Genomic DNA, 12,484 nt, shown 5'->3' on the forward strand with positions numbered 1-12,484 from the left:
CTGCCGTGCCGGCCGCGGAGCGCGCTGTGTGGGTCGCCCAGTGTGGGTCGGCGAGCGTGGGTCGAACGCGGGTGGGGTCAGTCGACGGGCGCGGCGGCGAGCCGGTCGCGGACCGTGCCGATGAGGCGTCGCAGGGTGGCGAGGTCGGACTCCTCCATCTCGAGCACGTCGGCTGCGTGCTCGTAGAGCCGGTCGGCGAGGGGTCGCAGCGCGGCGCCGGCAGGCGTCAGGGTGACCAGGGTGGAGCGCTCGTCCTGCGGGTTGCGGGCCCGGGTGACCCGACCGTGCGCCTCGAGCCTCTTCACGAGCGGCGACAGCGTGCCGTAGTCGAGCCGCAGCCGCGCCGCGAGCTCCTTCACGCTCTGCCCGTCCTGCTCCCACAACGCCAGCAGCACCAGGTACTGCGGGTAGGTCAGGTCGTGCTCGTCCAGCAGCGGTCGGTAGGCCGCCGTCATCTGTCGCGACGTCGAGTACAGGTCGAAGCAGAGCAGGTCGGACACCGTGGGAGTGCTCATCCTCCGATGCTACATCGTGCACGATGGATTCGGGACGGGTTCGCGTGGTCGTGCGGAGGTCTCGACCTGCTGGTGCGTGGGCCGCGGGGGTTGGTGGATGCTGGTGCGCTGGCGGCGGTCGTCGTGACCTTGCCGGTGAGCTGGCGCAGGGGTCTGTGGTTGCTGGTGCGCTGCCGCAGGGGGTCTGTGGTTGCTGGTGCGCTGCCTCGGCTCACGCTGGGCCTGGCCTCCGAAAGGGCCTCGACCGGCAGCGGGTCCGGGGTGGCTTCGGGTCTCGGGTCTGGCCTGGGCCCGTGGGTGACGCACGATTCTTCTTTTCTGCGTTCTGGGGCCACGGTTCTGCGTTGGCGCGTCCTATCGGTGGATCTGCAACCGCAGGAGCGCTTCTGCGGTTGCAGATCCACCGATGGCGGGCTGAGCGGCGGAAGGATTCTTCCTTCGCGTGGAACGGTCCACGCGAAGGAAGAATCGTTCGTCCCCCCAACCCAAAGGGCACCCAAGATTCTGCATTCACGCGAACCAGACCGAACGCTTCTGCGTTCACGACGGGATCCCGTAGCAAACGCAGCATCCTTGACCCTCCCGCACACGAACGCAGATTCTTGCGTCCCACAGCGCGAGCCACAGCCCGAGACCCGAAGCCGGCTCCCGCCCAACCGCCCGGTCGAGGCCCTTTCGGAGACCACACCCAGCGCCAGCCGAGGCAGCGCACCACCAAGGCCAGACCCCCGCAGGCAGCGCACCAGCTGAACGAGACCCCCGCCGGCAGCGCACCGACAAGACTCCTACCGCGCCGAACGCGGCGCGCGGGGAGAGCGGCGGTAGGCCGACACGGTGGGGTCTCCTGCGATCCAGAACCGCCACGGCACGTCGGCGGCCTGCGCGACGCCGACCCTCGGTCCGCTGGCGACGTCGAGCTGCTCGGTCCGTTCCGGGCCGAGATGGACGCCGGTGGGGTCGAGGAGGTCGGTGCCGAGGTCGGTCACGGTGATGCCGAGCGCCTGCGCGAGGTTGCCCGGACCACGGGCGAGCCGCGGGTCGGCGACGTCGCCGCGTCGCTCGCGGGCGAGGGCGAGGCCGTCCACGACCCGTCCCGCCCGCACCAGGACGGCCGCCGCCTGCTCGGTCGGTCCGGTCACGACGTTGGCGCACCAGTGGATGCCGTAGGAGCGGTAGACGTACAGCCGCCAGGGAGGGCCGTACATGATCTCCGAGCGCGGTGTCCGCGTGTACGCGTGCGACGCCGGGTCGAGCACCCCGCCGTACGCCTCGACCTCGGTGATCCGCACGGTCACGCCGTGCCCGCGCAGCTCGCGGCCGAGCAGCGCCACCGCGCGCGCGGCGACGTCGTCGTCCGACGTCACGGCAGGTCCGGGACCGCGGTCGCCCTCACCCACTGGTCGAAGAGGTCGGTCTGCTCCCCCGCGACGTCTGCGACGACGCGCTCCAGGTCGGCCGTGTCGGCGTTGGCGTGGCGGAAGCGGTCCGTCCAGGTGCGCAGCACCGTGAAGAAGGCGTCGTCGCCGATCCGGAGGCGCAGCGCGTGCAGCGTGAGGGCGCCGCGCTTGTAGACCCGGTCGTCGAACATCAGGTCGGGTCCGGGGTCGGCCAGCAGCAGGTCCTGGTCCTTCGCCTGCAGCTTCGCGTGGTGGTGGCGCGCTCGTTCGTCGGCGCTCTCGCGTCCGGACTCCTCCGACCACAGCCACTCGGCGTAGCAGGCGAAGCCCTCGTGCAGCCAGATGTCGTTCCAGTGCCGCAGCGTCACGCTGTTGCCGAACCACTGGTGGGCCAGCTCGTGCGCCACGAGCCGCTGGGCCTCCCAGCCGTCGTGGAGCAGGTTCGGGCCGAAGATCGAGAGCCCCTGCGCCTCGAGCGGGATCTCCAGGTCGTCCGGCGTGACGACGGCCAGGTAGCGGCTGAACGGGTAGGGCCCGAAGACCCCGTCGAAGAAGGCCACCATCGCGGGCTGGTCGGCCAGCGCGTCGCGGGCCTGCTCGCGCAGCCCGCCGGGGGCGACGAAGCCGACCGGCACGGGTGACGACGCCTGCTGCTCCTCGACGAAGTCACCGACGTGCACGGTGGCGAGGTAGGTGGCCATCGGCTCCGGCTGGTCGAAGACCTGCACGACGCGTCCTGCGGTGCGTCGCCGCTCGCCGGGCACGCCGTTGCCGATGACGCTGAACGCCTGGGGCACCGACAGCTCGAGCCGGAACGGCGCCTTCGCGGACGGCAGGTCGTTGCACGGGAACCACGACGGGGCGCCGTGCGGCTGGGAGGCGACGATGGCGCCCTCCTCGAGCTCCTCCCACCCGGCGTCGCCGTCGAGGCCGCGCATGGGGTGCGGGCGGCCGCCGTAGGCGACCATGATCTCGGTCTCCTCGCCCTCGGCCAGCTCGCGACCGAGCTCGACGCTCACCGACGCCCGCTGCTGCCGGTACTTCGCGCGGGCACCGTCGACGAGGAGCTTCTGCACGCGCAGGTCGTTGAGGTCCAGGCGGACCTTCCGCAGCGGCTCGAGCGCGCGCACGCCGAGGGTCGCGGTGCCGGTGAGCCGGTTCGACTCGGGGACGTAGTCGACGACGAGGTCGTAGCGGGTGACGGTGTACGAGGGATCCCCGTGGTGCGGGACGTAGCGCTCGTCGACGGATGCGGCGCGGCTCACGCGGGCGCCGTCGCGTCGGTCCACGGGCCGATGGGGTTTCCGACCCAGCTGGTGCCGTCGGGCACGTGCTCCCCGCGCATCACGAGCGACCCGGGCCCGACCCGGGCGTGACGGCCGATGCGCGCCGCCGGCAGCACGACACCGTGCGGGCCGAGCGTCGCCCCCGCCTCCAGCCTGACCTCGTCCATGCTGAGTATCCGATCATGGAAGAGGTGGGTCTGCACCACGCACCCCCGGTTGACGGTCGCGCCGTCGCCCACCGTCACGAGGTCGGGCTCGGGCCACCAGTAGGTCTCGCACCAGACGCCCCGTCCGACGCGTGCACCCAGGCTGCGCAGCCACAGCGGCAGCAGCGGCGTGCCCAGCGCCCACCGGCAGAACCAGGGTGCGGCGACCACCTCGACGAAGGTGTCGGCGAGCTCGTTGCGCCACACGAAGCTGCTCCAGAGCGGGTGCTCCTCGGCGCCGACCCGGCCCACGAGCAGCCACTTCGCCGCGGTGGCGACGAGCGCTGCGACGACGCCGGCAGCCAGGAGGAGCGGTCCGGTCATGAGCGCAGAGACCCACCAGCCGGCGCGGTCCGCGACGACGACGATGCCGCCGGCGACCCCGAGGACGAGGAGGGCGGCGGCGCCCACCGCGAGCACGCGGCAGGCCTCGAGGGCGGCACGCGCGACCCTCAGCCGTCGGCCCGGTTCGTAGGTGCGCGCCTCGTCGACCTCGCCGGCGGCGCGGCGCAGCCGGGTGGGCGGGCTTCCCAGCCACGACGACCCCTTCGTCGCCTTCGTGCGCCGAGGCGCGGCGGACAGCACGGCGACGAGGCCGCGGGCGGGCACCTTGCGGCCAGGAGCCGCCATGCCGGAGTTGCCGACGAACGCCCGACGGCCGACCTTCACGCGCTCGACGCGGAGCCACCCGCCGCCCAGCTCGTACATGCCGAGCATGGTGTCGTCGGCGAGGAAGGCGCCGTCGCCCACCGACGTCAGGCTCGGCAGCATGAGCACGGTGGACGCCTCCACGTCGGCCCCGACGTCGGCGCCGAGGGCGCGCAGCCAGGCCGGGGTGAGGCTGCTGGAGTAGAGCGGGAACAACCACTCGCGCGCGCTGTCGAGGACGCGCAGCACCGTCCACGCCGACCACGCGGCACGGCCGTGCACGGGGTGCACTCCTGCGGCGACCCCCGTCGACGCCCCGCGAACCACCGCCCACACCAGACCGGCGAGGAGCAGCAGCGACGCCAGGACGACGACGGGCAGGAGCACGACCAGGAGGACCGCGAGGTCGGCGGGCGACCCCGGGTCGGCCCCGGCCGCGACGGCGACGCCGACCGCCCCGGCGGTCGCGAGCCCCACGGCGACCGCCGGCAGGGCTGACAGGGCCACCCCCGTCAACGCGTAGACCGTGGGCCAGCCACGACGACGCGGCGCCGGCTCGAGCTCCGCGGGTCCGCGCGCCTCGCCGACCCGGGCAGCGGGGGCGCCGGCGGCGAAGCTGTCGTCGGCGACGTCGGCCAGGACCGTCGAGCCCGCGCCGACCTCGGCACGACGACCGACCACGACGCCGGGACCGAGCGTGCTGCGGACGCCGACCCGGGCCTCGGCACGGACCCGCACCGGACCGACGACCAGGCGGTCGCCGTCGATCCACCAGCCCGACAGGTCGGCCTCGGGCTCGACCGTGGCCCCTCGTCCGAGGGTCAGCATGCCGGTGAGCGACGGCAGCGCGTGCAGGTCGACGCCCGGGCCCACCTTGGCGCCCAGCATCCGGGCGAACACGCTCAGCACGCCCACGCTCGCGAGGGTGCCCACGCGCAGCTCCTCGACCACGCGCTCGGCCGTCCACAGCCGCAGGTGGGTCGATCCCCCACGGGGGTAGGTGCCCGGCGTGAGGCGGCGCAGCAGGAGCCGCACGGCTCCCGCCGCCGCGGCAGCCCGGACGGGCGGGAGGAGCAGCAGCGCTGCCACCGCGGCCGCCGGCCACCCCGGTTCCGGCAGCCACGACCATCCCGTGACGACCCCCAGCGCCTGGACCGCGAGGAGGGTCCAGGCGACCCACACGAGACCGCCGACGGCGCGCAGCGGCAGGAGCAGGAGCAGCTGGACCGCCGCGGACCTGCGCGGCACGGGCCGCACCTCCCGCACGTCGACCACGGCGGGGGTGGTCAGGGTGTCGAGACGGGCCGCGAGCCCACCGACGGTGGGTGCCTCGTAGACGTCGGCCACCGTCACCTCGGGGTGCGTCTCGCGCAGTCGGGCGACGAGCTGCGCCGCGGTCAGGCTCGACCCGCCCGCCTCGAAGAAGTCGTCGCCCGGACCGCCCACGGCGGACCCGAGGATGCGGCCCCACGCTTCGGCGACGAGCGCGGCGGTGCCGTCCAGCGACGTCTCCGTGCCGGTCTCGAGGGGCCAGGGCAGGGCGTCCCGGTCGACCTTGCCGGACGTACGGACCGGGATGGTGTCGACGACCGCGATCCGCGGCACGGCCGCAGCGGGCAGCCGCTCGCGCAGGGTCGCGCGGGCGCTCCTCGGGTCGAGGGTCCCGTCGGTCACGACGTAGCCGACCAGGACGCTGTTGCCCGCGTCCGACCGCCGCACGGCCGCGGCGGCCGCCTCGACGCCGGGCAGGGCGAGCAGCGCGTTGTCCACCTCGCCGAGCTCGATCCGTCGACCGCCGATCTTGACCTGGTCGTCGGCGCGACCGGCGAACAGCAGACCCGCCTCGTCGAGCACGACGCGGTCACCGCTGCGGTAGGCGCGGTCCCAGCCGAGCGACGGCATCGGCGCGTAGGTCGCGGCGTCCTTCTCGGCGTCCAGGTACCGCGCGAGCCCGACGCCGCCGATGACCAGCTGGCCGGTCTCCCCCACGCGGACGGGACGCTCGTCGTCGTCGACCACCGCGAGGTCCCAGCCCTCGAGCGGCAGCCCGATGCGGACCGGCTCGCCGGGCTGCAGCTGCGCCCCGCAGGCGACCACCGTGGCCTCGGTCGGCCCGTACGTGTTCCACACCTCGCGGTCGGCAGTCGCGAACCGCTCGCCGATCTCCGGCGGGCAGGCCTCCCCGCCGAGGATGAGCAGCCGCACCGCGTCGAGCGCCTGCGCGGGCCACAGCGACACGAGCGTCGGGACCGTGGAGACGACGGTGACATCGTTCGCGACGAGCCACGGGGCGAGGTCCGCCCCGCTGCGCACGAGGGACCGCGGGGCGGGCACGAGGCAGGCGCCGTGCCGCCAGGCCAGCCACATCTCCTCGCAGGACGCGTCGAAGGCCACGCTGAGCCCGGCCATCACGCGGTCGCCGGGACCGAGCGGTGCGTCCTGGCAGAAGAGCACCGCCTCGGCGTCGACGAACGCCGCGGCCGAGCGGTGGGTGACGGCCACGCCCTTCGGGGTGCCGGTCGAGCCGGAGGTGAAGATGATCCAGGCGTCGTCGTCGAGCGCGGGCGGCTCGACGGTCCCCGACCCACGCACGTCGTCGCGCAGGCGCCGCACCACGAGCCCGTCGGTCACAACGGCGTCGGCCTGCGCCTCGCGCAGCACGGTTGCCGCGCGCTCCTCGGGATCGTCGACGTCGATGGGCACGTAGGCGGCGCCCGCCAGCAGCACCCCGAGGATCGCGACGTGCAGGTCGGTGCTGCCCGAGGAGACCCGCACCCCGACGCGTGCCCCTCGGCCGACGCCGACGGCACCGAGCTCGTCGGCCAGCGCCGAGGCGGTCTCGAGCAGCGTGTCGTAGGTCAGGACGACGTCGCCGCAGGCGAGCGCGGGCTCCTCGCCGTGGCTCTGGGCGGTGGCCTCGAGCACGTCGACGAGGGTGCGCGCGGGGGCGGCACGGTCGGAGCGCAGGAACGTGGCAGGGACGTCGACGCTCTCGAGCACGTGCGCATGATGCCAAGGCCGCGTGAACGAGCCGTGAACACGGCCCCCTCGCGCGGCGAGGTGTCCGTCACGCGCCGTCGGCGGGGAGCCCTCCTGCGCGGCGGACGAGCTCGTCGAGGTAGGTGTCGACGTCGCTCATGTCGTAGCCGGCACCGAAGTGCACCGTCGCGAACCGCGCCTGCCCGATCCGCTCGGCCAGCACGGGGTCGGGCCGGTCCGTCAGGCGAGGCAGCACGTCGGCGAGGAAGTCGTCGACGTCGTCGACGCGGTACCCGGTGCGCCAGCGCGTCGTGCGGAAGACGGGGCCGCTCACGACGCCACCCGCGTCCGCACCTCGGCGAGCTGCTCGGCCACCCGCACCTCGGCGGTCCCGCCACGGCCGTCGCGCGAGGAGATCGACCCCTCCACGGACAGCACGCTGCGCACGTCGGGCGTCAGGTGCGGGGAGATCCGGGCGAAGTCGTCGTCGGAGAGGTCCCACAGCTCGATGCCGCGCTGCTCGCACTCCTGCACGCAGGCGCCGGAGAGCTCGTGGGCCACCCGGAACGGCACACCCTGGCGCACGAGCCACTCGGCCACGTCCGTGGCGAGCGCGAAGCCCTGCGGGGCGAGCGCGGCCATGCGCTCGGTGTGGAAGGTGAGCGTGCGCACCATGCCGGTGAAGGCCGGCAGCAGGACCTCGAGGGTGTCGACCGAGTCGAAGACCGGCTCCTTGTCCTCCTGGAGGTCGCGGTTGTAGGCCAGCGGGAGCGCCTTCAGCGTGGCGAGCAGACCGGACAGGTTGCCGATCAGCCGGCCGGCCTTGCCGCGGGCCAGCTCGGCGATGTCGGGGTTCTTCTTCTGCGGCATGATGCTGGACCCGGTGGAGTACCCGTCGTCGAGCGTGACGAAGTCGAACTCCTTGGTGTTCCAGAGGATGATCTCCTCCGCCAGGCGCGACACGTCCACCCCGACCTGGGCGAGCACGAACGCCAGCTCGGCCACGAAGTCGCGCGCCGCGGTGCCGTCGATCGAGTTGGCCGTCGACCCCGTGAACCCGAGCGTCGCCGCGACCTTCTCGGGGTCGAGCCCGAGCGACGACCCGGCGAGCGCGCCGGACCCGTACGGCGAGTCCCCCGCGACCCGCGCGTCCCAGTCGGAGAGGCGGTCGAGGTCGCGCACGAGCGGCCAGGCGTGGGCGAGGAGGTGGTGCGAGAGCAGCACCGGCTGGGCGTGCTGCAGGTGGGTGCGTCCGGGCATCGGGTCACCGAGGTGCCGCTCCGCCTGGTCGGCGAGGGCCTCGACCAGGTCGCGGATCAGGCCGCTGATGCGCTGCGCGTGCTCGCGCAGGTAGAGCTTGAACAGCGTCGCGACCTGGTCGTTGCGCGACCGGCCGGCGCGCAGCCGTCCACCGAGGTCGGGGCCGAGGCGCTCCATCAGGCCCCGTTCGAGGGCCGAGTGGACGTCCTCGTCACCCGGCTGCGCCGTGAACGCCCCGGAGGCGACGTCGGCGTCGAGCGCGTCGATGCCCTCGAGCATCGCGCGCAGGTCGTCGTCGGCGAGCAGGCCGGCGGCGTGCAGCACCTGGGCGTGGGCGCGGGAGCCCCGCAGGTCGTAGGGCGCGAGCCGCCAGTCGAAGTGGGTCGAGCGCGACAGCTCGGTCAGCTCCGGCGACGGACCGCCCGCGAACCGGCCGCCCCAGAGTCGGGAGTCGCCCGAAGCGTCGGGCTGGGCGCCCGGCGGGGCGGCGGACGGGCTCTGCTCGGTCATGCGGTTCCCTCGCTGGTGGATCGGGTGTCGGTCGGGAGCTCGGCGAGCTCGGTCAGCCGGGCGGCGACGGTGGCGCCGCCCTCGGGGTCACGACAGATCATCATGACGGTGTCGTCGCCCGCGATGGTGCCCAGCACCTCGACGGCGCCGGTGTGGTCGATCGCCGAGGCGAGGAACTGGGCTGCTCCAGGCGGCGTGCGCAGCACCACCAGGTTGGCCGACGACTCGGCGGAGACCAGCAGCTCGCGCAGGAGCCGGGTGAGCCGCTGCTGCGAGGCAGCGCTGTCCTGCGCGGCCCGGGGCGTCCGGTCGCCGCCCTCGCCGGGCACGGCGTAGACCAGCGCACCGTCGGGGTTGCGGACGCGCACGGCGTCGAGCTCCACGAGGTCGCGTGAGACGGTCGAGGCGGTCGCGGTGACGCCCTGCTCCTGCAGGAGTGCCGCCAGCTCGCCCTGCGACCGCACCGCCGTGCGGCCGAGCAGCTCGATGATGAGCCGCTGGCGGGCACGCTTGGTGTCGGGGATGCTCACGAGCGCTCCAGCAGGAACGCGAGCAGGGCCTTCTGGGCGTGCAGCCGGTTCTCGGCCTCGTCCCACACGACGCTGCGGGGACCCTCGAGCACGTCCTCGGCGATCTCGAGCCCCCGGTAGGCGGGCAGGCAGTGCAGCACGACGGCGTCCTCGGCCGCGTGCTGCAGCAGGGCTCCCGTCACGGCGTACGGGCCGAAGGTGGCGATCCGCTCGGCCTTCTCGGCCTCCTGGCCCATCGACACCCAGGTGTCCGTGATGACGACGTCGGCACCGCGCACCGCCGCGACGGGGTCGTCGGTCACGGTGACCGACCCGCCCGTGGCCGCGGCAGCCTTCTCCGCGTCGGCGACGACGTGGTCGGCGGGGGCGTAGCCGGCGGGTGCTCCGACCCGCACGTGCATGCCGGCGACCGCGCCGCCGAGCACGTAGGAGTGCGCCATGTTGTTGGCGCCGTCGCCCACGAAGGCGACGGTCAGACCCGCGAGCGTGCCCTTGTGCTCCCGCACGGTGAGCCAGTCCGCCAGCAGCTGGCAGGGGTGGAAGTCGTCGCTGAGCGCGTTGACGACCGGGACACCGGCGTGGCGCGCCATCTCCTCGAGGTCGGCCTGGGCGTAGGTGCGCCAGACGACGGCGTCGACCATGCGACCGAGCACGCGGGCGGTGTCGGCCACCGGCTCGCCGCGGCCGGCCTGCGTCGTCGCGGCGTCGAGGATGACGCAGTGTCCGCCGAGCTGGGCGACACCCACGGAGAACGACACCCGCGTGCGGGTGGAGGACTTGTCGAAGACGACGGCCACGGAGCGCGGACCCTCGAGCGGACGGAACGCGAGCGGCTCGGCCTTCATCCGCAGCGCGAGGTCGAGCACCTCCGCCTGCTCCGCCGGGGTCAGGTCGTCGTCGCGCAGCAGGTGCCGCACGGTCGCCGCCCCGCTCATGCGAGCACCTCCTCGAGCACCGCGGACAGCGTGGTGGTCGCGTGCGCCGCCTCGGCCTCCGTGAGCACGAGCGGCGGGACGATGCGCAGCCGGTCGGGCGTGGGCGCGTTGAGGACGAGGCCGGCGTCGAGCGCGGCCCTCTGCACGTCGGCCGCACGGGGCTCCGTGAGCACGACGCCCAGCATGAGCCCGCGCCCGGTCACCTCGACCACCCGTGGGTGCGCGGCGAGCGCGGACGCCAGCTGGTCGCCGCGGGTGACCGCGTGCGCCAGCAGGTCGTCGGCCTCGATCGTGTCGAGCACCGCGAAGGCCGCCGCGCAGGCGACCGGGTTGCCGCCGAAGGTCGTCCCGTGGTTGCCGGGACCGAGCAGCGTGGCAGCCTCGCCGAGGCCGATGCACGCCCCGATCGGGAACCCGCCGCCGAGACCCTTGGCCAGCGTCACGAGGTCCGGGACGATCCCCGCCTCCTGGAACGCGAACCAGGCGCCCGTGCGCCCCACCCCGGTCTGCACCTCGTCGATCCACAGCAGGGCGCCGTGATCGTGGGTGATCGCGCGGGCCCGGGCGAGGTAGCCGTCCGGGGGCACGACCACGCCCGCCTCACCCTGGATGGGCTCGAGCAGCACTGCAGCCACCGTGTCGTCGACGGCTGCGGCGAGCGCGTCGGCGTCGCCGTAGGGCACCCACCGCACGTCGCCGGGCAACGGCTCGAACGGCTCGCGGTAGGCGGCCTTCGACGTCAGGGCGAGCGCGCCCATCGAGCGACCGTGGAAGCTGCCCTCGGCGACGACGACGGTCGTGCGACCCGTGCGCCGGGTCGCCTTGAACGCCGCCTCGTTGGCCTCGGTGCCGGAGTTGGTGAAGAACGTGCGCACCGGCACGTCGCCCACGTCGAGCAGGGCGGCGAGACGCTCGGCCAACCGGACCTGCGGCTCGGTGGTGAAGAAGTTCGACACGTGCCCGAGGGTCCCCAGCTGCTCGGTGACCGCCTGCACGACGGCCGGGTGGGCGTGGCCGAGGGCGTTGACGGCGATCCCGGCCAGCAGGTCGAGGTAGTGGTTGCCGTCGACGTCCCAGACCGTGCTCCCCTCGCCCCGCACGAGCACGCGCTGGGGGTCGCCGAACGTGTTCATCACCGCACCGCGGTAGCGCTCGGTCCACTGCTCGCCGCTCTCGGGACGTCCCTGTGCGGCGTAGGGCAACGCGGCGCGGGTGGGCTGGTCGGACGTGGTCACGACGACTCCTTCGGTGCACTCGTGGCGTACAGGGCGGTACGGATGCGGGTCTCGACGCCGGGCAGCACCTGCGTGCCGACGCCCTCGTCGGTGAAGATCTCCAGCAGCACGGCGTGCGGCTCGCGACCGTCGACGACGGTGGCGCCGCGCACGCCGCCCTCGACCGCCTCGAGGCAGGCCTTCATCTTCGGGATCATGCCCGACGCGAGCGTCGGCAGGATCTCGCGCAGCGCCTCGGGGGCGATCTCGCCGATCACGTCGGTGCTGTCGGGCCAGTCGCGGTAGAGCCCCTCGACGTCGGTGAGCACGAGGAGCTTCTCCGCGCCGAGCGCCACGGCCAGGGCGGACGCCGCGGTGTCGGCGTTGACGTTGTGCACCTGTCCGGACGCGTCGGGCGCGATCGTCGACACGACCGGGATGCGGCCGGCGTCGATGAGGTCCCGGACGGCCTCCGGACGCACCTGGGTGACCTCGCCGACCAGGCCGATGTCGGTCTCGACGCCGTCGATGACCGGTCGGGTCGTCGTCGCCGTGAACAGGCCGGCGTCCTCGCCGGACAGGCCGACGGCGAGCGCGCCGTGCCGGTTGAGCAGACCGACCAGCTCACGACCCACCTGGCCGGTGAGCACCATGCGGACGACCTCGACCGCCTCGGGGGTCGTCACCCGCAGCCCCCCGCGGAACTCCGACTCGATGCCGAGCCGGTCGAGCATCGCGCTGATCTGCGGACCGCCCCCGTGCACCACGACCGGCTTGAAGCCCGCCAGACGCAGGAACACGATGTCCTCCGCGAAGGCCTGCTTCAGCGACTCGTCGGTCATCGCGTTGCCGCCGTACTTCACCACCACGACCTTGCCGTGGTAGCGCTTCAGCCACGGGAGCGCGCCGGCCAGGGTGGCTGCCTTCTCGGTGTGCTCGGCCCACTGCTCACGGGTGTGGCCGGGATCGGGGGTGCCGAAGGTGTCGTCGTCCGTCATCGGAGG

General features: G+C 73.9%; 10 protein-coding genes. All 10 read right to left on the bottom strand.

The annotated features are described in order from the left end of the window. Window positions 1-77: 77 nt before the first annotated feature. The gene (locus AC3WRM_RS07525) at window positions 78-515 is read right to left on the bottom strand and encodes a MarR family winged helix-turn-helix transcriptional regulator (RefSeq protein ID WP_492247616.1); all 438 of its coding nucleotides are present in this window, start codon (window positions 513-515) and stop codon (window positions 78-80) included. A 785-nt stretch (window positions 516-1,300) separates the two neighbouring features. Then, complete coding sequence (locus tag AC3WRM_RS07530; protein WP_492247615.1) at window positions 1,301-1,879, bottom strand: DNA-3-methyladenine glycosylase; 579 nt, start codon at window positions 1,877-1,879, stop codon at window positions 1,301-1,303. After that, a complete protein-coding gene (locus AC3WRM_RS07535) occupies window positions 1,876-3,201 on the bottom strand; it encodes a M1 family metallopeptidase (RefSeq protein WP_492247614.1) in 1,326 nt (441 codons plus the stop codon). Before AC3WRM_RS07535 ends, AC3WRM_RS07530 begins: the two co-directional genes overlap by 4 nt. Continuing rightward, entirely contained in the window at window positions 3,174-7,052 is a 3,879-nt protein-coding gene (locus tag AC3WRM_RS07540) for a Pls/PosA family non-ribosomal peptide synthetase (RefSeq protein WP_492247613.1), read from the bottom strand. The genes AC3WRM_RS07535 and AC3WRM_RS07540 overlap by 28 nt, the downstream gene beginning before the upstream one ends. Before the next feature lie 67 nt (window positions 7,053-7,119). Then, window positions 7,120-7,365, bottom strand: coding sequence for a DivIVA domain-containing protein (locus AC3WRM_RS07545; RefSeq protein WP_492247612.1), 246 nt, complete (start codon window positions 7,363-7,365; stop codon window positions 7,120-7,122). After that, on the bottom strand, window positions 7,362-8,801 hold the full coding sequence (gene argH, locus AC3WRM_RS07550) for an argininosuccinate lyase (RefSeq protein ID WP_492247611.1): 1,440 nt from the start codon (window positions 8,799-8,801) through the stop codon (window positions 7,362-7,364). The genes AC3WRM_RS07545 and argH overlap by 4 nt, the downstream gene beginning before the upstream one ends. Continuing rightward, window positions 8,798-9,331, bottom strand: a complete 534-nt coding sequence (locus tag AC3WRM_RS07555) for an arginine repressor (protein ID WP_492247610.1) — start codon at window positions 9,329-9,331, stop codon at window positions 8,798-8,800. Before AC3WRM_RS07555 ends, argH begins: the two co-directional genes overlap by 4 nt. Further along, window positions 9,328-10,266 carry an ornithine carbamoyltransferase gene (argF, locus tag AC3WRM_RS07560; RefSeq protein ID WP_492247609.1) on the bottom strand — a complete coding sequence of 313 codons (939 nt, stop codon included), beginning with the start codon at window positions 10,264-10,266 and terminating at the stop codon, window positions 9,328-9,330. Before argF ends, AC3WRM_RS07555 begins: the two co-directional genes overlap by 4 nt. Further along, window positions 10,263-11,468, bottom strand: coding sequence for an acetylornithine transaminase (locus tag AC3WRM_RS07565; RefSeq protein ID WP_492247664.1), 1,206 nt, complete (start codon window positions 11,466-11,468; stop codon window positions 10,263-10,265). The genes argF and AC3WRM_RS07565 overlap by 4 nt, the downstream gene beginning before the upstream one ends. A gap of 29 nt (window positions 11,469-11,497) precedes the next feature. After that, on the bottom strand, window positions 11,498-12,478 hold the full coding sequence (argB, locus tag AC3WRM_RS07570; protein ID WP_492247608.1) for an acetylglutamate kinase: 981 nt from the start codon (window positions 12,476-12,478) through the stop codon (window positions 11,498-11,500). Between the last annotated feature and the right edge of the window lie 6 nt (window positions 12,479-12,484).

The sequence above is a fragment of the Aeromicrobium sp. EU05-FHT14F07 genome, from assembly GCF_058790455.1.